At 59.7% G+C, this 20897-nt stretch carries 23 protein-coding genes; all 23 read left to right on the top strand.

The annotated features are described in order from the left end of the window. Window positions 1-72 precede the first annotated feature (72 nt). The 23 genes from HV782_RS21220 to araH all read left to right on the top strand — a co-directional run bounded on the left by HV782_RS21220 (window position 73) and on the right by araH (window position 20370). The gene (locus tag HV782_RS21220) at window positions 73-600 is read left to right on the top strand and encodes a YceD family protein (protein ID WP_123466796.1); all 528 of its coding nucleotides are present in this window, start codon (window positions 73-75) and stop codon (window positions 598-600) included. 13 nt (window positions 601-613) lie between these two features. Beyond that, window positions 614-796, top strand: coding sequence for a 50S ribosomal protein L32 (rpmF, locus tag HV782_RS21215; RefSeq protein ID WP_003179396.1), 183 nt, complete (start codon window positions 614-616; stop codon window positions 794-796). 4 nt (window positions 797-800) lie between these two features. Beyond that, window positions 801-1811, top strand: coding sequence for a phosphate acyltransferase PlsX (gene plsX, locus HV782_RS21210; RefSeq protein WP_186744935.1), 1011 nt, complete (start codon window positions 801-803; stop codon window positions 1809-1811). A 123-nt stretch (window positions 1812-1934) separates the two neighbouring features. Then, window positions 1935-2873: an ACP S-malonyltransferase gene (gene fabD, locus HV782_RS21205; protein WP_123466792.1), complete on the top strand. Its 939-nt coding sequence runs from the start codon at window positions 1935-1937 to the stop codon at window positions 2871-2873. Between the two features lie 16 nt (window positions 2874-2889). Next, window positions 2890-3630, top strand: coding sequence for a 3-oxoacyl-ACP reductase FabG (gene fabG, locus HV782_RS21200; protein ID WP_123466790.1), 741 nt, complete (start codon window positions 2890-2892; stop codon window positions 3628-3630). Window positions 3631-3826: 196 nt separating this feature from the next. After that, window positions 3827-4063 (top strand): acyl carrier protein, encoded by a 237-nt coding sequence (acpP, locus tag HV782_RS21195; protein ID WP_186744933.1) that lies wholly within the window; start codon window positions 3827-3829, stop codon window positions 4061-4063. Between the two features lie 108 nt (window positions 4064-4171). Beyond that, window positions 4172-5416, top strand: a complete 1245-nt coding sequence (fabF, locus tag HV782_RS21190; protein WP_123466788.1) for a beta-ketoacyl-ACP synthase II — start codon at window positions 4172-4174, stop codon at window positions 5414-5416. After that, a complete protein-coding gene (gene pabC, locus HV782_RS21185) occupies window positions 5416-6231 on the top strand; it encodes an aminodeoxychorismate lyase (protein ID WP_128615502.1) in 816 nt (271 codons plus the stop codon). The genes fabF and pabC overlap by 1 nt, the downstream gene beginning before the upstream one ends. Window positions 6232-6234: 3 nt before the next feature. Then, window positions 6235-7410 (top strand): endolytic transglycosylase MltG, encoded by a 1176-nt coding sequence (gene mltG / locus HV782_RS21180; RefSeq protein ID WP_186744931.1) that lies wholly within the window; start codon window positions 6235-6237, stop codon window positions 7408-7410. A gap of 19 nt (window positions 7411-7429) precedes the next feature. Next, window positions 7430-8062 carry a dTMP kinase gene (gene tmk, locus HV782_RS21175; RefSeq protein ID WP_123466782.1) on the top strand — a complete coding sequence of 211 codons (633 nt, stop codon included), beginning with the start codon at window positions 7430-7432 and terminating at the stop codon, window positions 8060-8062. Then, window positions 8055-9038 carry a DNA polymerase III subunit delta' gene (locus HV782_RS21170; protein ID WP_123466780.1) on the top strand — a complete coding sequence of 328 codons (984 nt, stop codon included), beginning with the start codon at window positions 8055-8057 and terminating at the stop codon, window positions 9036-9038. Before tmk ends, HV782_RS21170 begins: the two co-directional genes overlap by 8 nt. 42 nt (window positions 9039-9080) lie before the next feature. Beyond that, window positions 9081-9437, top strand: a complete 357-nt coding sequence (locus HV782_RS21165; protein ID WP_123466778.1) for a PilZ domain-containing protein — start codon at window positions 9081-9083, stop codon at window positions 9435-9437. A 14-nt stretch (window positions 9438-9451) separates the two neighbouring features. Then, window positions 9452-10243 (top strand): TatD family hydrolase, encoded by a 792-nt coding sequence (locus tag HV782_RS21160; protein ID WP_123466776.1) that lies wholly within the window; start codon window positions 9452-9454, stop codon window positions 10241-10243. Window positions 10244-10679: 436 nt separating this feature from the next. Then, window positions 10680-11318, top strand: coding sequence for a TetR/AcrR family transcriptional regulator (locus HV782_RS21155; RefSeq protein ID WP_007908276.1), 639 nt, complete (start codon window positions 10680-10682; stop codon window positions 11316-11318). Window positions 11319-11455: 137 nt separating this feature from the next. Beyond that, window positions 11456-12424: a GTP 3',8-cyclase MoaA gene (locus HV782_RS21150; RefSeq protein WP_123466774.1), complete on the top strand. Its 969-nt coding sequence runs from the start codon at window positions 11456-11458 to the stop codon at window positions 12422-12424. A gap of 121 nt (window positions 12425-12545) precedes the next feature. Then, entirely contained in the window at window positions 12546-13151 is a 606-nt protein-coding gene (locus tag HV782_RS21145) for a DUF4823 domain-containing protein (RefSeq protein ID WP_123466772.1), read from the top strand. 15 nt (window positions 13152-13166) lie between these two features. Further along, window positions 13167-13727: a DUF1285 domain-containing protein gene (locus HV782_RS21140; RefSeq protein ID WP_123466770.1), complete on the top strand. Its 561-nt coding sequence runs from the start codon at window positions 13167-13169 to the stop codon at window positions 13725-13727. A 129-nt stretch (window positions 13728-13856) separates the two neighbouring features. Then, window positions 13857-14573 carry a FadR/GntR family transcriptional regulator gene (locus HV782_RS21135; RefSeq protein WP_123466768.1) on the top strand — a complete coding sequence of 239 codons (717 nt, stop codon included), beginning with the start codon at window positions 13857-13859 and terminating at the stop codon, window positions 14571-14573. 132 nt (window positions 14574-14705) lie between these two features. Continuing rightward, window positions 14706-15581, top strand: a complete 876-nt coding sequence (locus HV782_RS21130; RefSeq protein ID WP_128615500.1) for an SMP-30/gluconolactonase/LRE family protein — start codon at window positions 14706-14708, stop codon at window positions 15579-15581. A gap of 271 nt (window positions 15582-15852) precedes the next feature. After that, complete coding sequence (locus tag HV782_RS21125; protein WP_186744929.1) at window positions 15853-16671, top strand: SDR family oxidoreductase; 819 nt, start codon at window positions 15853-15855, stop codon at window positions 16669-16671. Window positions 16672-16807: 136 nt separating this feature from the next. Then, window positions 16808-17812 (top strand): substrate-binding domain-containing protein, encoded by a 1005-nt coding sequence (locus HV782_RS21120; protein WP_123466760.1) that lies wholly within the window; start codon window positions 16808-16810, stop codon window positions 17810-17812. Between the two features lie 32 nt (window positions 17813-17844). Next, a complete protein-coding gene (gene araG / locus HV782_RS21115) occupies window positions 17845-19389 on the top strand; it encodes an L-arabinose ABC transporter ATP-binding protein AraG (protein WP_186744927.1) in 1545 nt (514 codons plus the stop codon). A gap of 12 nt (window positions 19390-19401) precedes the next feature. Further along, window positions 19402-20370: an L-arabinose ABC transporter permease AraH gene (gene araH, locus HV782_RS21110; protein ID WP_026000669.1), complete on the top strand. Its 969-nt coding sequence runs from the start codon at window positions 19402-19404 to the stop codon at window positions 20368-20370. Window positions 20371-20897 lie beyond the last annotated feature (527 nt).

Genomic DNA, 20897 nt, shown 5'->3' with positions numbered 1-20897 from the left:
GAGGCACGCAAGTGACGGACAGGGCACAATTTCCTTTGACATGGGTGGGTGCATCCCTATAATGCTGCGCCTATGTTGAATGACCCGATTCCACCTCACGTTGACCCGCGCAAATTGGCTGACCGTGGCACCACCCTTCAAGGTGAACTGCTGCTGGCCGATTTGAAGAGACTCTGCGACCCGCTTTCCGACAATGTCGGTACGGTGCAGGCCAAATTCGTTTTTGAACGAGATGAACGTAAATCTGTGGTGATCCACAGCTTTATCGACACCGAAGTCAAAATGGTTTGCCAGCGTTGTCTTGAGCTGGTCACCCTGCCGATCCACAGCGAATGCAGTTACGCTGTAGTGAAGGAGGGTGCGAATACCCAGTCGTTACCGAAAGGTTATGACGTGCTGGAACTGGGCGAAGATCCATTGGATCTGCAGTCACTGATCGAGGAGGAGCTTCTGCTCGCCTTGCCCATTGTGCCTGCTCATCATCCGGAAGAATGCCAGCAGCCGGCGGGAGCAGATGAACCCGTATCGAGCGAGGACGAGGTAACGCGGTCCAACCCGTTCAGTGTATTGGCGCAGTTAAAGCGTGACCCAAACGTTTAGGAGTTAATCAATTATGGCTGTTCAGCAGAACAAAAAATCCCGCTCTGCCCGTGACATGCGCCGTTCGCACGACGCTCTCGAGGCTAGCACTCTGTCTGTAGAAAAAACCACTGGTGAAGTTCACCTGCGTCACCACGTATCGCCAGAAGGCGTATACCGTGGTCGTAAAGTGATCGACAAGGGCGCTGACGAGTAATCACTTGTCCGCTCAAGTCATCGCGATTGACGCAATGGGCGGGGACTTCGGTCCCCGCAGCATTGTTCAGGCCAGCCTTGCTTGCCTTTCTGCTACGCCCTCGCTGCACCTGACCCTCGTCGGTCAACCCTCCCTCCTTGAAGAATTGATCCACGGCCAATCGGCTGCCGATCGCGCGCGCCTGACGATTGTTCCGGCGTCCGAAGTCATCACCATGGACGAAAAACCGACCCAGGCCTTGCGTGGCAAGCCGGATTCGTCGATGCGTGTCGCCCTTGAACTGGTGCGTGATGGCAAGGCTCAGGCCTGTGTCAGTGCCGGTAATACCGGGGCGCTGATGGCGTTGTCGCGCTTCGTGCTCAAGACGTTGCCGGGCATTGATCGACCAGCGATGGTGGCGGCGATTCCGACGCAGACGGGTTATTGCCAGTTGCTCGACCTGGGTGCCAATGTCGATTGCAGTGCCGAGCATCTGCTGCAGTTCGCGGTGATGGGGTCGGTGGCAGCGCAGACGCTGGGGATTGCCCGGCCACGAGTGGCGTTGCTCAATATCGGCACCGAAGACATCAAGGGTAACCAGCAGGTCAAGCTGGCAGCGACTTTGTTGCAGGCGGCGCGAGGTATCAATTACATCGGTTTCGTCGAGGGCGATGGCCTGTATCGCGGCGAAGCGGACGTGGTGGTGTGTGACGGTTTTGTCGGCAATATCCTGCTCAAGTCCAGCGAAGGCCTGGCGACGATGATCGCGGCGCGCATCGAGGCGCTGTTCAGGAAAAACCTCGCGTCCCGGGTTGTCGGGGCGTTGGCGTTGCCATTGATGAAGCGCTTGCAGGCGGATCTGGCGCCGGCGCGACACAATGGCGCAAGTTTTCTCGGTCTGCAGGGCATCGTGGTGAAAAGTCACGGTTCGGCCGGGGTTCAGGGTTTTCAGAGTGCGATTCAGCGGGCCTTGATCGAGATCCAGGAAAATCTTCCCGAGCGTCTTCATGGTCGTCTGGAGGATTTGTTGTCTTAGGCGTTTTCGTCGGACAATGCTTAAATGTGACCGCCCGGTTCAAAGGGCCATCCAACTGTCAGTTTCTTGCGTCCCCACGTGGGGCGTCATTTTTCGACGACAAGATCATTAGGGGCTTGTTACATGTCTGCTTCCCTCGCATTCGTCTTTCCAGGACAGGGTTCGCAGTCCCTCGGCATGCTGGCCGAGCTGGGCGCGGAATATCCGTTGATCCTCGAAACTTTCAAAGAAGCCTCTGAGGCTCTGGGCTATGACCTGTGGGCGCTGACCCAGCAGGGTCCGGAAGAGCTGCTCAATCAAACCGATAAAACCCAACCGGCCATTCTGACCGCTTCGATCGCCCTGTGGCGTCTGTGGCTGGCGGAAGGCGGCGCGCGTCCGGCCTTTGTTGCCGGTCACAGCCTGGGTGAATACAGCGCGCTGGTCGCTGCCGGTAGCCTGACGCTGGCTGACGCGGTGAAGCTCGTCGAGCGCCGTGGTCAACTGATGCAGGAAGCGGTTCCGGCCGGGCAGGGCGGCATGGCGGCCATTCTCGGTCTGGAAGATGCCGACGTACTGGCGGCCTGTGCTGAGGCAGCGCAGGGCGAGGTGGTCAGCGCCGTCAACTTCAACTCGCCAGGCCAGGTGGTCATCGCCGGTGCCAAGGCGGCCGTTGAACGCGCCATCGAAGGCTGCAAGGCCCGTGGCGCCAAGCGTGCCATGCCGCTGCCGGTGAGCGTGCCGTCGCACTGCGAACTGATGCGCCCGGCCGCCGAGCGCTTCGCCGAATCCATCGCCGCCATCGACTGGCAGGCGCCGCAGATCCCGGTGGTACAGAACGTCAGCGCGCAAGTGCCGGCCGATCTGGAAACCCTCAAGCGTGATCTGCTCGAACAACTGTACAAGCCAGTGCGCTGGGTTGAATCGGTCCAGACCCTGGCCGCCAAAGGCGCGACCAGTCTGGTCGAATGCGGCCCGGGCAAAGTCCTGGCCGGTCTGAACAAACGTTGCGCCGAAGGCGTTTCGACTTCCAACCTCAATACCCCAGACGCTTTCGCTGCCGCTCGCGCAGCGCAAGCCTGAATCAGGAGAAGCTTGCATGAGTCTGCAAGGTAAAGTTGCACTGGTCACCGGTGCAAGCCGCGGTATCGGCCAGGCTATCGCGCTGGAACTGGGTCGTCAGGGCGCCATCGTCGTGGGTACCGCGACCTCCGCCAAAGGTGCCGAGGCAATTGCCGCCACGCTGAAAGAGCACGGCATTCAGGGCACCGGTCTGGAACTCAACGTCACCAGCGACGAATCGGTCAGCAAGGTGCTGGCGAGCATCCAGGAGCAGTTCGGTGCGCCGGCGATCCTGGTCAATAACGCCGGCATCACCCGCGATAACCTGATGATGCGCATGAAAGACGACGAGTGGTACGACGTGATCGATACCAACCTGAACAGTCTGTATCGCCTGTCCAAGGGCGTTCTGCGCGGCATGACCAAGGCGCGTTGGGGTCGAATTATCAGTATTGGCTCGGTGGTGGGTGCCATGGGCAACGCAGGCCAAGTAAACTATGCAGCCGCCAAGGCCGGTCTGGAAGGTTTCAGCCGGGCGATGGCGCGTGAAGTCGGTTCTCGTTCGATTACGGTCAACTCGGTGACCCCTGGGTTCATCGACACCGATATGACCCGTGAACTGCCTGAAGCACAGCGTGAAGCCTTGCAGACGCAGATTCCGCTGGGTCGTCTGGGGCAGGCTCAAGAGATCGCATCTGTGGTCGCTTTTCTTGCATCCGACGGTGCGGCATACGTCACTGGGGCTACAATCCCGGTGAACGGTGGGATGTACATGTAAGTAAAATGTGACGGATTGCTTCAAAAAAATGTCATACGAGCTGTCTAAAATCCGTTATAAAGCTGCAATCTATTTATAGGCAGAGGGCCGCAGGGTTTGAGGAGTGAAGCTTTCAGTTGAAAAGCTGAAAAGTCTTTCTATACACTTACCCACTGGCCAGCTGCCTGAATTTGTCCATTAGGAGTGAAAACAAGGTATGAGCACCATCGAAGAGCGCGTCAAGAAAATCGTTGCCGAGCAACTGGGTGTTAAAGAAGAAGAAGTGATCAACAGCGCTTCCTTCGTAGAAGACCTGGGTGCCGACTCCCTTGACACCGTTGAGCTGGTGATGGCTCTGGAAGAGGAATTCGAGACCGAAATCCCTGACGAAGAAGCTGAGAAGATCACTACTGTACAAGCTGCAATCGACTACGTTACTAGCCACCAGGCGTAATAGTTTGTAATCGTTGTTTGCTGTCATGGAAAAACCGCACTGCCATCATGGCGTGCGGTTTTTTCTTTAGGCCTGATGCAAAATCGTCATTTGAAAAAGGAGAGTGCTGTGTCGCGTAGACGCGTCGTAGTCACCGGTATGGGTATGTTGTCGCCACTGGGCACGGATGTGCCGAGCAGTTGGCAGGGCATTCTGGCTGGCCGCAGTGGCATTGGTCTGATCGAACACACCGACCTTTCTGCCTATTCCACCCGCTTTGGCGGCTCGGTAAAGGGCTTCAATGTCGAGGAATACCTGTCGGTCAAGGAAGCGCGCAAGCTCGACCTGTTCATCCAGTACGGTCTCGCGGCAGGCTTTCAAGCCGTGCGCAATGCCGGTCTGGAAGTCACCGATGCCAACCGTGAACGCATTGGCGTGGCCATGGGTTCGGGCATTGGCGGTCTGACCAACATCGAAGAAACCAGCCGTACCCTGCATGAAACGGGTCCGCGTCGAATCTCGCCATTCTTCGTGCCAGGCTCGATCATCAATATGATTTCCGGTTTCCTGTCCATCCATCTGGGGGCACAGGGGCCTAACTACGCCATTGCCACCGCGTGCACCACCGGTACGCACTGCATCGGCATGGCGGCGCGCAACATCATGTACGACGAAGCCGACGTGATGATTGCCGGCGGTGCCGAAATGGCTGCTTGCGGCCTCGGCATGGGCGGCTTCGGTGCCTCCCGTGCGCTGTCGACCCGCAACGACGAGCCGACCCGCGCCAGCCGTCCGTGGGACAAGGGCCGTGATGGTTTCGTCCTGTCCGATGGTGCCGGCGCCCTGGTCCTCGAGGAGCTGGAACACGCCAAGGCACGTGGCGCGACCATCTATGCCGAGCTGATCGGTTTCGGTACCAGTGGCGATGCCTTCCACATGACCTCGCCACCCGCCGATGGCGCCGGTGCTGCGCGCTGCATCACCAATGCATTGCGCGACGCGAAGATCAACGTCGATCAAGTGCAATACATCAACGCCCACGGTACTTCGACCCCGGCTGGCGACCTCGCCGAAGCCAACGCGATCAAGTCCGTGTTCGGTGACCATGCCTACAAAATGGCGGTCAGCTCCACCAAATCCATGACCGGTCACCTGTTGGGTGCGGCGGGTGCGGTCGAGGCAATCTTCAGCGTGCTGGCGATCAACAGCCAGGTGGCGCCCCCGACCATCAACCTCGATGAGCCGGACGAAGGCTGCGATCTCGACTTCGTGCCGCACACAGCGCGCAACATGGACATTGATGTCGTGCTGTCCAACTCCTTCGGTTTTGGCGGCACCAATGGCACCTTGGCATTCCGCCGGTTCGCAGGCTGATGGACAGCTGGGTCGACGGTCAACCGGCTGACACTCTGTCGCTGAAAGATCGCGGCCTGGCTTACGGCGACGGTCTGTTCGAGACCATCGCCGTGCGCAGCGGCCAGCCGCTGTTGCTGGATCGCCACCTGACGCGTCTGGCCGATGGCTGTGCGCGCCTGGCCATCGCGGCGGACTTCGATCAGGTTCGCCACGAACTGCTCGTTTATGCGGCGGCGATGGGCGAGGGCGTGCTCAAGCTCATCCTCACCCGTGGAGACGGCTTGCGCGGTTACGCGCCGGATCCGACGGCGTCTGGCCGACGCATTCTGCAAGGCAATCCTCCTGCGGCTTATCCGGTGGTTCATGCTGAACAAGGCATCCGCCTGTTTCCGTGCAGCACGCGTTTATCAAAGCAGCCGTTGCTTGCCGGGCTCAAACACCTCAATCGACTGGAACAGGTTCTCGCCCGGGCCGAATGGCAGGACAGCGAACACGCCGAAGGCTTGATGCTCGATCAGGCCGGTCGCGTCATCGAAGGAGTGTTCAGCAATGTCTTTGTGGTGCGCGACGGGGTGCTGATCACGCCGGATCTGAAGCGCTGTGGTGTCGCCGGCGTGATGCGTGCCGAAATATTGTTTCAGGCCGAGTCACTGGCCATTCCCACCCAAATCGCCGATATCAGCCTCGAACAGCTGCAATGGGCTGATGAAGTTTTTGTCTGTAACAGCGTGTATGGCGTCTGGCCGGTTCGTGCCTATGCTGCGCTGAGCTGGCCGGTTGGCCCGCTCACCCGTAAACTGCAAGCCATTGCCCGCGCCCTACTGGATGCCTGATTCGTGAGACGTAAACTTTTGCTGCTGCTGGAAACCGGACTGGTTCTGGCAGGGCTGCTGATGGGCGCCAGCGCCTGGAAGATTCACTCCGCACTGGAACAGCCCCTGAACATCACGCAGGAAGAACTGCTGGATGTGCCGAAAGGCTCGACCCCGACCCGTACTTTCCTCGAACTCGAAACCGATGGCGTCATCAAGGATGCATTCTGGTTGCGGATTTACTGGCGCTTCAATCTCGCCGGCACGCCGATCCACAGCGGTGAATACCGCATGCAGCCGGGCATGACCGTCAACGGCCTGATCGACTTGTGGAAGCGCGGTGAAGTGGTGCAGTACAGCCTGACCCTGGTTGAAGGCTGGAATTTCCGTCAAGTGCGCGCCGCGTTGGCGAAAGACGAAAAGATCGAGCAGACCCTCAACGGTTTGAGCGACAGCGACGTCATGACAAAGATCGGCCACAAAGGGGTGTTCCCGGAAGGGCGGTTCTTCCCGGATACCTACCGCTTCGTGCGCGGGATGTCTGACGCCGAGCTGCTGAAGAAGGCGTTCGATCGACTCGATGAAGTGCTGGCCAGGGAGTGGGAAAAACGCTCCGCCGATGCGCCCTACACCGAGCCCTATCAAGCGCTGATCATGGCCTCGCTGGTCGAGAAGGAGACCGGAGTGCCACAGGAGCGCGGGGAAATTGCCGGCGTCTTTGTGCGCCGTATGGCCCTGGGCATGCAGTTGCAGACCGATCCGACGGTCATTTACGGGCTGGGCGATCGCTACACGGGCAAGCTGACCCGTGCCCATCTCAAAGAGCCGACGCCTTACAACACTTACGTGATTCCCGGTTTGCCGCCGACGCCGATTGCTATGGTCGGGCGTGAAGCGATTCACGCCGCGCTGAATCCGGTCGACGGCACCAGTCTGTACTTTGTGGCGCGTGGCGATGGCAGCCATGTGTTCTCCGATGATCTGGATGCGCATAACAGTGCCGTGCGCGAGTTCCAGCTCAAGCGACGTGCCGATTACCGTTCGAGCCCGGCGCCGGCGACTGCGCCTGAAGCAGCTCCGACAACCGAGGAAGCGATTCCTGCGGCATCACCGGACACCGCACCGCAAGCACTGCCACCGGTTACGCCGCCGCAGCCCGCGCCGGAACCGGAAGCCGCCGCCCCGAAAAACGCGCAATGACTTTGATTAAGGACTGCCTGTGACTGGCTTGTTTATTACCCTGGAAGGCCCGGAAGGCGCCGGTAAAAGCACCAACCGCGAATACCTCGCCGAGCGCCTGCGCGCCGCAGGTGTTGAGGTGTTGCTGACCCGTGAGCCCGGCGGTACGCCCCTGGCTGAACGGATTCGCGACGTGCTGCTGGCCCCGGCCGACGAAGTCATGAACCCGGATACAGAGTTGCTGCTGGTGTTCGCGGCGCGTGCCCAGCATCTGGCCGAAGTGATTCGCCCGGCACTGGCCCGCGGCGCCGTGGTCCTGTGTGATCGTTTTACCGATTCGACTTACGCCTATCAGGGCGGCGGCCGTGGTTTGTCGCTGGAGCGGATCGCCACGCTGGAAACCTTCGTGCAGGGTGACCTGCGTCCGGACCTGACGCTGATTTTCGATCTGCCGGTGGAAATCGGCCTGGCTCGCGCCAGTGCCCGTGGCCGTCTGGATCGTTTCGAGCTGGAAGGTCGGGCATTTTTCGAGGCCGTGCGTAACGCGTTCCTCAAGCGTGCCGAAGCCGATCCTGCGCGCTATGTGCGGATCGACGCCGGTCAGCCGTTGGCCAAGGTTCAACAATCGCTGGATACCCTGATTCCGAATTTGCTGGAGCTGAGCCGTGGCTGAGGCCTATCCATGGCAGGACAGCCTCTGGCAGCAACTGGCCGGACGTAGCCAGCACGCCCACGCCTACCTGCTGCATGGTCCGGCCGGCATCGGCAAACGTGCGCTGGCCGAACGCTTGATGGCCAGCCTGCTGTGCCAGCGCCCGACGCCTGAGGCTTGCGGCGAGTGCAAATCCTGCCTGCTGCTCAAGGCCGGTAGTCACCCCGATAATTACATCCTCGAACCGGAAGAGGCCGACAAGGCCATCAAGGTTGATCAAGTGCGTGATCTGGTCAGCTTCGTGGTGCAGACCGCGCAGCTGGGTGGGCGCAAAGTGGTGTTGATCGAGCCGGTCGAGTCGATGAATATCAATGCTGCCAACGCCTTGCTCAAGAGTCTGGAAGAACCGTCCGGCAATACCGTGCTGCTGCTGGTCAGTCACCAGCCGAGCCGTTTGTTGCCGACGATCAAGAGTCGTTGCGTGCAGCAGGCCTGTCCGCTGCCGGGTGAGGCGATGAGCCTGCAATGGCTGGCCCAGGCATTGCCGGACTGTTCCGCAGAAGAGCGTGTCGAACTGCTGACGCTGGCGGCCGGTTCGCCGTTGGCGGCTGTCAGCCTGCAGTCGCAAGGCGTGCGCGAACAACGCGCGCAAGTGGTCGAAGGCGTAAAGAAGCTGCTCAAGCAACAGCAATCCCCAACGCAACTGGCCGAGGAATGGAAAAACATTCCGATGCTGCGCCTGTTCGACTGGTTCTGTGACTGGTCGAGCCTGATCCTGCGCTATCAACTGACTCAGGATGAAACCGGCCTCGGCCTGACCGATATGCGCAAGGTCGTGCAGTACCTGGCGCAGAAAAGTGCCCAGGGTAAAGTGCTCGATATCCAGGACTGGATTCTCGCCCAGCGCCAGAAAGTCTTGAGCAAGGCCAACCTCAATCCGGCCCTGCTGCTGGAGGCGCTCTTGGTGCAATGGGCGGGATTGCCTGGTCAAAGATAAGAATGTGTACCTAGACTCTGAACATCAGCAGTGGAGGTCATCATGAATGAACCCGCCAGCCCGGGGCCGCGTAACGGCATCTTGTCTCTGACCATCAAGGACAAGTCGGTGCTTTATGCCGCCTACATGCCATTCATCAAGAACGGTGGCCTGTTCATCCCGACCAACAAGAGCTACAAGTTGGGCGATGAGGTGTTCATGCTGCTGAACCTGATGGACGAGGCCGAAAAGATTCCGGTCGCCGGCAGAGTCACCTGGATCACGCCCAAGGGCGCGCAGGGCAATCGCGCTGCCGGTGTCGGCGTGCAGTTCAACGAGGGCGACAACACCGCCCGCAGTCGCATCGAAACCCATCTGGCCGGAGCCCTGAAGTCCGACCGTCCCACCCATACGATGTAAGTAGCCGTGTTTTTATGCTCGTAGATTCCCATTGTCACCTTGATCGCCTCGACCTCGCCGCCCATGACGGCTCGCTGGATGCTGCACTCGACGCAGCGCGTGCACGCGGGGTCGGGCACTTTCTGTGCATCGGCGTGAGTGCCGATAATGCTGCCGATGTCAAAGCCCTGGCTGAGCGTTATGCCGACGTCGATTGCTCGGTCGGCGTGCATCCTCTGGACGTGCAACCTGGCGCGGCCCCGGCGCTGGACTGGCTGCTGGAAGAACTCAATCACCCGAAAGTGGTGGCGATCGGTGAAACCGGTCTGGACTACCACTACGAGCCGGAAGCTGCCGAGTTGCAGCAGCAATCCTTCCGCCTGCACCTGCAAGCCGCCCGGCAGACCGGCAAACCGGTAATCATCCATACTCGCGGCGCCCGTGCCGATACCCTTGAGCTGCTGCGCGAAGCGGCACTGCCTCAGGCCGGTGTGCTGCATTGCTTCACCGAAGACTGGGACATGGCCAAGGCGGCGCTGGACATGGGGTATTACATTTCCCTGTCGGGCATCGTCACGTTCCGCAATGCCGATGCGCTGCGCGACGTCGCGAGCAAGGTTCCGGCGGATCGCCTGCTGGTGGAGACCGACTCGCCGTATCTGGCGCCGATTCCTTATCGGGGCAAACCGAACCTGCCGCAATACGTGCGCGAAGTGGCGGAGTTTCTGGCGATGCTGCGTGGGGAAAACTACGAGCGGTTTGCCGAGCAGACCACTGAAAATTTCAAGCGGCTGTTCCCGCTGGCCTCTGTCAAATCTGCCATGTAGGCGTTGCCGAAGGCTGCGATCGGTTGATCTTGCTCTTGGGAGATAAAGTCAAAAGATTGCAGCCTGCGGCAGCGCCTGCTGGTGAGCGATCATCAAATCGCAGGCAAAAAAAACCCGGGTTCTGGGGGGTGAATCCGGGTTAAGACCATTAGGAGTAAAACAAAGGTACGCGGTCCCTTGGTACCTTTATCGGCGCGGCACTTGGGGGAGATGCCGCCCGACAGTTCAAGTATTGATCAGTCTGGCGTTCAGTCCAGTTAGCCGGTCGGGGTTTTTAAACAAATTTGGAATACGTTCGCTTCGGTTGAGTTCTCATTGCGCCCCAATCGTTCTCAAAACGAACGGGAAACACAGATATGGTCGGATGATCCGTGCATTTTTGTGCAAGTTAGGCATAATACGCGGCTTCGAATTTTGACCCTTCAGACCTTTTCTTATGCACAAAGAACCTCGTAAGGTCCGTGAGTTTCGTCGCCGCGAGCAAGAAATTCTCGATACCGCGCTCAAGCTGTTCCTCGATCAAGGTGAAGACAGTGTCACCGTCGAGATGATTGCTGATGCCGTGGGTATCGGCAAAGGCACGATCTACAAGCATTTCAAGTCCAAGGCCGAGATCTATCTGCGGCTGATGCTCGATTACGAGCGCGATTTGAACGAGCTGCTGCATTCGGCCGATGTCGACAAGGACAAGGAAGCATTGTCCCGTGCCTACTTCGAATTCCGCATGCGCGACCCGCAGCGTTATCGCCTGTTCGACCGTCTCGAAGAGAAGGTGGTCAAGGGCAATCAGGTGCCGGAGATGGTCGAGGAGCTGCACAAGATCCGTGCCTCGAACTTCGAACGCCTGACCCTGCTGATCAAGGGCCGCATCAGCGAAGGCAAGCTCGAAGACGTGCCGCCGTACTTCCACTACTGCGCATCCTGGGCACTGGTGCACGGCGCGGTCGCGCTGTATCACTCGCCGTTCTGGAGCAATGTGCTGGAAGATCAGGAAGGTTTCTTCCAGTTCCTGATGGACATCGGCGTGCGGATGGGCAACAAGCGCAAGCGCGACCCGGAAACCCCGAGCAGCTGAATCATTCAGCGACCTGATGGCGCCATGATTTCGCTACATGACGCAGTACCGCAGGAATATACTCAGGCATAGGGCTTGCTAAAACTTGATTTGTGAGTCAAGTTTTAGCGGCTCGAATTTCTATCGCCGGAGTGATCATGATCGTTGACCGTCAAGGCAGGCGTTTTCGCAATTTGCGGATCAGTCTGACTTCCGCCTGCAATTACGCCTGTACCTACTGCGTGCCCAACGGCAAGCGGCTGGTGGCTGCGCAGGATGAGCTGTCGGCCGAAGCGATGGCACGCGGTGTGGCGTATCTGATAGAAGCCGCCGGGATCGAGCGCTTGCGCATCACCGGTGGCGAGCCGCTGGTCAGCCCCAAACTCGAGTCATTCATGACTGCCGTCGGCCGGATGGGGCTGGAAGACATCAGCCTGACCACCAATGGCCAACTCCTCGCGAAGAAACTGCCGCTGCTGGTGGATGCCGGTCTGCGCCGGATCAACGTGTCCCTCGATACCCTTGACGCCGGTGCGTTCCGCAGCATCGCCCGTGGCGGCGATCTGGCGAGCGTGCTCGACGGCATGGACCAGGCGAAAGCGGCGGGGCTGAAGATCAAGGTCAACATGGTGCCATTGCGCGGGCAAAACCTCGATCAGGTCATGCCACTGCTCGATTACTGCCTGGAACGTGGCTATGAGTTGCGCTTCATTGAGTTGATGCGCATGGGCCACCTCGCCACCGACTCCAATGCCTTCCTGCAACAGTTTGTCAGCCTGCAGCAACTGCTGAGCCTGATTGGCGAGCGCTACGAATACGCCCAGGCCGATGCGCCGGTGGACGCCACCGCTGTGCGTTATGCGATCCCGGGCGTCGGTCACTTCGGCGTAATCGCCAATGAAAGCGTGCCATTCTGCCGGACTTGCTCGCGTTTGCGCCTGTCGTCCACCGGTTGGCTGCATGGCTGCCTGTCGTCGAGCAACCGCCACTATGTCGGCGATCTGCTCGACAAGCCGCGCCATCAGGCTCTGCCGGCGTTACAGCGCTTGCTGGTCAAGGCGTTGGGTGACAAGCAGGAAGTGGCTTTTTCCGGTGGCGCGACGGTCATGAAGATTATTGGCGGCTGAGCTCCCTCGCCACAAATGCCTCATTTCAAATTCGATACCTGTAGATTTCTGTGAGCTGGCGCAAAAGCTGCATTCAACGGCCATTCGCCGGTTTTCCGTCACCGGCTTCTGGAGGATGAGGATGCGTAGCCTGGTTTTGCTGCTGGCCGTTTTGGCGCTTGGCGGCTGTATGACTGTCAGCGATATGGCCGAGGGCACTCGCTATCAGATGAGCGACGCGGGGCTGCTGGATCACAGCGACAGCCGCCGGGTGAACAACTTCCGCATTCAGCCGGACTCGTTCATCTACATCGCCCAGGGTTCGTTCGCGCCGCCGGGTGGTTCCTATCCACGGCCGAACGTGGTCGCCGAAGAAGCCTTCAAGGGCTTTGTGGAATACTTCCCGATGGTTCGTCGCGCCCGTGCGCCGGAAGGCCTCGATCAGGCGATGGGCGAAGCCCGCGATGCTGGCGCGCATTATTTGCTGTACACCCGTTTTGCCAAGGCTGACGACCGCATCGGCAACTCCGACGAGTGGCTCGATCAGGAAGCCGTGGATCGCGTGGGCATCGACGGCGGGGTGATTCAGATCATGTTGATCGAGACCAGCACCCAGTATTTGATTGATACTGCACGGATCAAGAGTCGTGGCGGTTTACTGACGTTCCACGACAACAAGCCTGAAGACCTGATCGGCCCGCCACTGGCGCAATACGCGCGCAGCCTGCTGGGAGTCGGCGACCAATAAGCCAAGGAGAACGCCATGAGTGGCCCGCAAAAAGCCAATGACCTGTTGGGACAGATCCCCAAAACCAAAGGCCTGCCGCCGGTGCACTTGTGGAACCCGGACTTCTGCGGCGACATCGACATGCGCATCGCCCGCGACGGCACCTGGTATTACCTGGGTACGCCGATCGGGCGCAAGCCGATGGTCAAATTGTTCTCCACGATCATGCGCCGCGACGGCGATGATTACTTCCTGATCACCCCGGTCGAGAAGGTCGGGATCAAGGTCGACGATGCGCCGTTCGTGGCGATCACCGTGGAAGTCGAAGGCGAGGGTGAAGCGCAGGTGCTGCGGTTCACCACCAATGTCGATGAGACGACCGAGGCAGGGCCCGAGCATCCAATCCGCGTCGAGATCGACCCGGCGACACAGGAACCGGCGCCGTATGTGCATGTGCGCACCAACCTTGAAGCGCTGATCCATCGCAATGTGTTCTACCAACTGGTGGAGCTGGCGGTCAGTCGTGAAGTCGATGGCCAGCGCTGGCTTGGCGTGTGGAGCGGCGGCGAGTTCTTCCGCATCGGCCTCGAACCCTGATCCAAAACAAAAAAATCTGCAGGAGTGAGCCTGCTGCATTTGTTTTGCGTTTCCGCAGTAAATCCTGATTGACACCCAATCATATGATCATTAGCGTAAACACCCATCGCGAACCGCTTTGAGGTGTTCATGTCCAGCAGCTTTCATGTGTCGACCGTCGACTGGCTGGGCAGCTGGATCGCCGCTGGCCAGGTCAAACCGGGGCAGACCCTCAAGGTCGAAGCGGATTTGGGTGAACAACTTGGCGTCAGCCGCACCGTCATCCGCGAGGCGATCAAAACCCTGGCGGCCAAAGGCATGCTCGAAGTCGGGCCGAAGGTCGGCACGCGGGTGTTGCCGGTACGGCGCTGGAACCTGTTCGATCCGCAAGTCGTCGGTTGGCTGTCGCGTAATGGTTTGCCGGAAAACTTCGTCGATGACTTGCTCGATCTGCGCCGCACCATCGAGCCCATGGCCGTGCGCTGGGCCTGCGAGCGCGCCACCGTGGAACAGATCGAGACGGTGCAACTGGCTTACAACGCCCTGGAGCGAGCCGTGGACAGCGGCGTTGATTACAACCGTGCCGACCAGTCGTTTCACGAGTCCATTCTCGCGGCGAGTCATAACCAGTTCATTGAGCAAATGGTCCCGGCCCTCGGCGCCTTGCTGGCGGTGTCGTTCGAGGTCTCGGCTGCCGACCCGGATGAGCTGCGCCGCACCTTGCCGATCCACAAGGACATGGCCGAGGCCATCGCTGCCCGGGATTCGGCGCGCGGGGTGTGGGCGTGCATGACCCTGATTGATAACGCCGACCTGGCCATCAAGCGCTTCTACCCGAAGGTGATGGCCGACAAGAAAGCCAGCTGACAACCTAAATCCCCCTGTAGGCGCGAGCCTGCTCGCGATAGCGATTTATCAGTGCCAGACATCCCGACTGACCCGACGCCATCGCGAGCAGGCTCGCCCCTACAGTAAAAACAACAACATGAAGGATTCAACATGACGTGGACCGCCGTAACCCAACACCGCGCCCGACTCGGTGAAGGTCCGTTCTGGGACGCGCCGACCCAGGCGTTGTACTGGGTCGATATCGCCGGCAAACAGGCCCTGCGGCTGATCGGCCAGAACGTGCAGATCTGGCAGATGCCGGAGCACGTGTCCGCGTTCATTCCCTGTGCCAGTGGCGATGCCCTGGTCACCCTCAGCAGCGGTGTCTATCGTCTGGACCTTGACTCCCCGGGCCTCGAACCGCGCCTGACCCTGTTCTGCGTCGCCGACCCGCAACCGGGCAACCGTGCTAACGAGGCTCGTTGCGATGCTCAGGGTCGACTGTGGCTGAGTACCATGCAAAACAACATCGGCGAGCAGGGCGAGGATCTGCCGGTCATTCGGCGCTCTGGCGGTCTGTTTCGGGTCGATGCCGATCAACGTGTGACGCCCTTGCTGCGCGGTCTGGGGATTCCCAACACGCTGTTGTGGAGCAATGACGGCACCACGCTGCTGTTCGGTGACAGCCTCGATAGCACGCTCTATCGCTATTTCATTCACACCGACGGCAACCTCGACACTGCTTACGTCTGGTACGGCCCCGATCAGCACGGCGGCCCGGACGGTTCGGCGATGGACGCCGAAGGCTACGTGTGGAATGCGCGCTGGGATGGCAGTTGCCTGTTGCGCCTGACTCCGGATGGCGACGTTGACCGCAAGATCGATTTGCCCGTCAGCCGACCGACCAGTTGCGTGTTTGGTGGTGAAGACCTGAAAACCCTGTACATCACCAGTGCCAGTAGCCCGCTCAACCACCCGCTGGATGGCGCGGTGTTGTCGATGCGCGTCGAGGTGGCCGGTAAACCGTGCACCCGGTTTGCGGGATAAATCCCAAAATATGGGATGCAAAATTATATATTGAGATTATTTGTCGGTCGGGTTTATAGTCGGCTCCAGCAGTAACACGCACTCACACTTAAAAAGAACAAAACAGGTGAAGTGATGCAGCGAATCCATCTCGCACTCCCGAGCGGAGTCCGCGTCTTGCAACGGCCCACAGCCGTCAGCGGCGCCTGCCTGTTTCGTTCCACACGCCTTCCAGACCGGACATCGGCAGATGCCCGGTTTTTTTGTGCCTGCGAAACAGGAGTCCTGATCCATGGCTGAACCCCTTTCCCTGCCGCCGGTGCCCGCACCGCCGAAGGGCGAGCGTCTGAAAAATAAGGTTGTGCTGCTCACCGGCGCCGCGCAAGGCATTGGCGAAGCCATCGTCGCAGCGTTCGCCACGCAGCAAGCCAGGTTGGTGATCAGCGATATCCAGGCCGAGAAAGTCGAGCGGGTCGCCGCGCACTGGCGCGAGCAGGGCCATGACGTGCAGGCGCTCAAGGCTGACGTGTCGCGCCAGGAGGATCTGTATGCGATGGCCAGACTGGCTGTGGAGCGGCACGGGCGCATCGACGTGCTGGTCAACTGCGCCGGAGTCAATGTGTTCCGCGATCCGTTGCAAATGACCGAGGACGACTGGCATCGCTGCTTCGCCATCGACCTCGACGGCGCCTGGTACGGGTGCAAGGCCGTGCTGCCGCAGATGATCGAGCAAGGTGTCGGCAGCATCATCAACATTGCCTCGACCCATTCGAGCCACATCATTCCCGGCTGCTTCCCGTATCCGGTGGCCAAGCACGGCCTGCTTGGCCTGACCCGCGCCCTCGGCATCGAATACGCGGCGAAGGGCATTCGCGTCAACGCCATCGCCCCGGGCTACATCGAGACGCAACTGAACATTGATTACTGGAACGGCTTTGCCGACCCGCAGGCCGAACGCCAGCGCGCACTCGATCTGCATCCGCCCAAGCGCATCGGCCAGCCGATCGAAGTGGCGATGACGGCGGTGTTCCTGGCCAGTGATGAAGCGCCGTTCATCAACGCCGCGTGTATCACCGTCGATGGCGGGCGCTCGGTGATGTACCACGACTGAACGCAGCGGCTTTCAGGCGGATAAGTCCGTTTGAAATCCAATCATCATACGATATGACTATTTTCGACAGGTTTTGCAGGAACACGCTTTAACGCTTTTCAAACATTGCTCAAAAAAAATAACAAGGAGTCAGCTTATGAAACGTCGTTTCGGGATTCGTACCCTGTGCAGTGCTGCCCTGGCGGTCACCGCGTTCAGCCTGAGCAGTGCGCTGCTCGCCGCCGACACCGTGAAGATCGGTTTTCTGGTCAAGCAGGCGGAAGAACCGTGGTTCCAGACCGAGTGGGCCTTCGCCGAAAAAGCCGCTAAGGACAAGGGCTTTGAACTGATCAAGATCGCCGTGCCGGATGGCGAGAAAACTCTCTCGGCCATCGACAGTCTGGCGGCCAATGGTGCCAAGGGCTTTGTCATCTGCCCGCCGGATGTCTCGCTCGGCCCGGCGATCATGGCCAAGGCCAAACTCAATGACCTCAAAGTGATTGCCGTCGATGACCGCTTCGTCGACGCCAACGGCAAGTTCATGGAAGACGTGCCATACCTCGGCATGGCCGCGTTCGAAGTCGGCCAGAAGCAGGGTAACGCCATGGTTGCCGAAGCGAAGAAACGCAACTGGGACTGGAAAGACACCTACGCGGTGGTCAACACCTACAACGAACTCGACACTGGCAAGAAGCGCACCGACGGTTCGGTGAAATCCCTGGAAGACGCCGGTATGCCGAAGGATCACATCCTCTTCGCGGCGCTGAAAACCCTTGATGTGCCGGGCAGCATGGACGCCACCAACTCGGCATTGGTGAAGCTGCCGAGCGCGGCGAAGAACCTGATCATCGGCGGCATGAATGACAACACCGTGCTCGGCGGCGTGCGCGCCACCGAAGCCGCCGGGTTCGCGGCGGCCAACGTGATCGGCATCGGCATCAACGGCACTGACGCCATCGGCGAGCTGAAGAAACCCAACAGCGGCTTCTTCGGTTCGATGCTGCCGAGCCCGCACATCGAAGGCTATAAAACTGCCGAGATGATGTACGAGTGGGTCACCACCGGCAAAGAGCCGCCGAAGTACACGGCGATGGACGACGTCACCCTGATCACCCGCGAGAACTTCAAGCAAGAGCTGGAAAAAATCGGCCTGTGGAACTGACGGCTGCTCGAACGCTGTGAAGAGGTGGCTTTATGCACGCGCAAGTACAGACACATGAACAGGGCCGCGCCGGCAGCCTGCGCTTCAACGGGATCGGCAAAACCTTTCCCGGGGTGAAAGCGCTGGACGGCATCAGCTTCGTCGCCCATCCAGGTCAGGTTCACGCCTTGATGGGCGAGAACGGCGCCGGTAAATCGACCCTGCTGAAAATCCTCGGTGGCGCCTACATTCCGAGCAGCGGCGAGTTGCAGATCGGCGAGCGGACGATGGCTTTCAAGTCCACGGCCGACAGCATCGGCAACGGCGTCGCGGTGATCCACCAGGAGCTGCATCTGGTGCCGGAAATGACCGTGGCCGAGAACCTGTTTCTCGGTCATCTGCCGGCCAGTTTCGGTTTGATCAATCGCGCCACGCTGCGCCAGCAGGCGTTGAATTGCCTCAAAGGCCTGGCCGATGAAATTGATCCGCAGACCAAGGTCGGGCGCTTGTCCCTTGGCCAGCGGCAACTGGTCGAGATCGCCAAGGCGCTGTCGCGCGGTGCCCATGTGATTGCGTTCGACGAACCGACCAGCAGCCTCTCGGCCCGCGAAATCGACCGTTTGATGGCGATCATCGGGCGTCTGCGCGACGAGGGCAAAGTCGTGCTTTACGTGTCCCATCGTATGGAAGAAGTGTTCCGTATCTGCGACGCCGTTACGGTATTCAAGGACGGTCGCTACGTGCGCACCTTCGATGACATGAGCCAGTTGACCCACGATCAACTGGTGACCTGCATGGTCGGTCGCGACATTCAGGACATCTACGATTATCGCCATCGCCCACGTGGCGCGGTGGCACTGAAAGTCGATGGCTTGCTGGGTCCTGGCCTGCGCGAGCCGGTCAGTTTCGAGGCGCACAAGGGCGAGATTCTCGGCCTGTTCGGTCTGGTCGGGGCAGGGCGTACCGAGCTGTTTCGATTGCTCAGCGGCCTGCAGCGCAATACCGCCGGACGCCTTGAATTACGCGGCCATGAATTGAAGTTGCGCTCGCCGCGCGACGCGATTGCGGCGGGCATTCTGCTGTGCCCGGAAGACCGCAAGAAGGAGGGCATCATTCCTCTGGCCAGCGTGGCCGAGAACATCAACATCAGCGCCCGTGGCGCCAACTCCGGCCTTGGCTGCCTGCTGCGCGGAATGTGGGAGAAGGGCAACGCCGACAAGCAGATCAAGGCACTGAAAGTGAAAACGCCCCACGCCGGCCAGCCGATCAAATTCCTTTCCGGCGGCAACCAGCAGAAGGCCATTCTTGGCCGCTGGCTGTCGATGCCGATGAAGGTCCTGCTGCTCGACGAACCGACCCGTGGCATCGACATCGGCGCCAAGGCCGAGATCTACCAGATCATCCACAACCTCGCCGCCGATGGCATTGCGGTGATCGTGGTGTCCAGCGACCTGATGGAAGTGATGGGCATTTCCGACCGCATTCTGGTGCTCTGCGAAGGCGCCCTGCGCGGCGAAGTCAGCCGCGATCAGGCCAATGAATCCAACCTGCTGCAACTGGCTTTGCCGCGCCACCGCGCTGACGGCGTAGCGAACTGAGAGGTGACTATGATGACAACCCAAAACGAAACCCTGCCCAAAGAGCGCAAACCTCTGGACATGCGCCGCTTCCTCGACGACTGGGTCATGCTGCTAGCGGCCGTGGGCATTTTTGTCGCCTGCACCTTGCTGATCGACAACTTCCTTTCGCCACTGAACATGCGTGGCCTGGGCCTGGCGATTTCCACCACCGGCATTGCCGCGTGCACCATGTTGTATTGCCTGGCGTCGGGGCATTTCGACCTGTCGGTGGGCTCGGTGATTGCCTGCGCCGGGGTGGTCGCGGCGGTGGTGATGCGCGACACCAACAGCGTGTTCCTCGGCGTCAGCGCGGCGCTGGTAATGGGCCTGATTGTCGGGCTGATCAATGGCATCGTGATTGCCAAGCTGCGCGTCAATGCGCTGATCACCACGCTGGCGACGATGCAGATCGTCCGTGGCCTGGCTTACATTTTTGCCAACGGCAAAGCGGTGGGCGTGTCGCAGGAGTCGTTCTTCGTCTTCGGCAACGGCCAGTTGTTTGGCGTACCGGTGCCGATCCTGATCACCATCGTCTGCTTCCTGTTCTTCGGCTGGCTGCTGAACTACACCACCTACGGGCGCAACACCATGGCCATCGGCGGTAACCAGGAAGCGGCATTGCTGGCCGGGGTCAACGTTGACCGGACCAAGATCATCATCTTCGCCGTGCACGGTGTGATCGGCGCGCTGGCCGGGGTGATCCTCGCCTCGCGCATGACCTCCGGGCAGCCAATGATCGGTCAGGGTTTCGAGCTGACGGTGATTTCGGCATGCGTATTGGGCGGGGTGTCGCTGAGCGGTGGGATCGGCATGATCCGGCATGTGATTGCCGGGGTGTTGATTCTGGCGATCATCGAGAATGCGATGAACCTGAAAAACATTGATACGTTCTACCAGTATGTGATTCGCGGTTCGATTCTGTTGCTGGCCGTCGTCATTGACCGTCTGAAGCAGCGCTAAAATCAAGAGCCCCTCACCCCAGCCCTCTCCCAGAGGGAGAGGGGGCCGACCGAGGTGTCTTGCGTGATCCGTCGACCTGAGAGTTCTCGTCGATTATGGATTCGTCATGCATCGACCTGAAAGATTGGGTCAATTATGGATTCCGTAAGCCACTTTCAGGTCGATGTATCTCCCAAATATCCCCCATTCAGTTCCCTCTCCCTCCGGGAGAGGGTCAGATAGGGGGCCGACCGAGGTGTTTTGCGTCATGCATCGACCTGAAAGATTGGGGCAATTATGGATTCGGTAAGCCACTTTCAGGTCGATGTATCTCCCAAATATCCCCCATTCAGTTCCCTTTTCCTCCGGGAGAGGGCCAGAGAGGGGCCGACCGAGGTGTCTTGCGTAATCCGTCGACCTGAGAGTTCTCGTCGATTATGGATTCGTCATGCATCGACCTGAAAGATTGGGCCAATTATGGATTCGGTAAGCCACTTTCAGGTCGATGTATCTCCCAAATATCCCCCATTCAGTTCCCTCTCCCTCCG

Source organism: Pseudomonas monsensis (assembly GCF_014268495.2).
Taxonomy (GTDB): domain Bacteria; phylum Pseudomonadota; class Gammaproteobacteria; order Pseudomonadales; family Pseudomonadaceae; genus Aquipseudomonas; species Aquipseudomonas monsensis.
The sequence above is the reverse complement of the archived record's forward strand: the minus strand, read 5'-3'. Positions and strand labels throughout refer to the sequence as shown.

Bases quoted from the DNA above. Each gene is read 5' to 3' on its own strand.
- HV782_RS21125 (WP_186744929.1), top strand. From the start codon at position 15,853: ATGGCTGAACCCCTTTCCCTGCCGCCGGTGCCCGCACCGCCGAAGGGC.
- rpmF (WP_003179396.1), top strand. From the start codon at position 614: ATGGCTGTTCAGCAGAACAAAAAATCCCGCTCTGCCCGTGACATGCGC.
- araG (WP_186744927.1), top strand. From the start codon at position 17,845: ATGCACGCGCAAGTACAGACACATGAACAGGGCCGCGCCGGCAGCCTG.
- fabD (WP_123466792.1), top strand. From the start codon at position 1,935: ATGTCTGCTTCCCTCGCATTCGTCTTTCCAGGACAGGGTTCGCAGTCC.
- HV782_RS21135 (WP_123466768.1), top strand. From the start codon at position 13,857: ATGTCCAGCAGCTTTCATGTGTCGACCGTCGACTGGCTGGGCAGCTGG.
- acpP (WP_186744933.1), top strand. From the start codon at position 3,827: ATGAGCACCATCGAAGAGCGCGTCAAGAAAATCGTTGCCGAGCAACTG.
- HV782_RS21130 (WP_128615500.1), top strand. From the start codon at position 14,706: ATGACGTGGACCGCCGTAACCCAACACCGCGCCCGACTCGGTGAAGGT.
- HV782_RS21140 (WP_123466770.1), top strand. From the start codon at position 13,167: ATGAGTGGCCCGCAAAAAGCCAATGACCTGTTGGGACAGATCCCCAAA.
- araH (WP_026000669.1), top strand. From the start codon at position 19,402: ATGACAACCCAAAACGAAACCCTGCCCAAAGAGCGCAAACCTCTGGAC.
- HV782_RS21155 (WP_007908276.1), top strand. From the start codon at position 10,680: ATGCACAAAGAACCTCGTAAGGTCCGTGAGTTTCGTCGCCGCGAGCAA.
- HV782_RS21165 (WP_123466778.1), top strand. From the start codon at position 9,081: ATGAATGAACCCGCCAGCCCGGGGCCGCGTAACGGCATCTTGTCTCTG.
- HV782_RS21160 (WP_123466776.1), top strand. From the start codon at position 9,452: ATGCTCGTAGATTCCCATTGTCACCTTGATCGCCTCGACCTCGCCGCC.
- HV782_RS21145 (WP_123466772.1), top strand. From the start codon at position 12,546: ATGCGTAGCCTGGTTTTGCTGCTGGCCGTTTTGGCGCTTGGCGGCTGT.
- HV782_RS21220 (WP_123466796.1), top strand. From the start codon at position 73: ATGTTGAATGACCCGATTCCACCTCACGTTGACCCGCGCAAATTGGCT.
- HV782_RS21120 (WP_123466760.1), top strand. From the start codon at position 16,808: ATGAAACGTCGTTTCGGGATTCGTACCCTGTGCAGTGCTGCCCTGGCG.
- HV782_RS21150 (WP_123466774.1), top strand. From the start codon at position 11,456: ATGATCGTTGACCGTCAAGGCAGGCGTTTTCGCAATTTGCGGATCAGT.
- fabG (WP_123466790.1), top strand. From the start codon at position 2,890: ATGAGTCTGCAAGGTAAAGTTGCACTGGTCACCGGTGCAAGCCGCGGT.
- pabC (WP_128615502.1), top strand. From the start codon at position 5,416: ATGGACAGCTGGGTCGACGGTCAACCGGCTGACACTCTGTCGCTGAAA.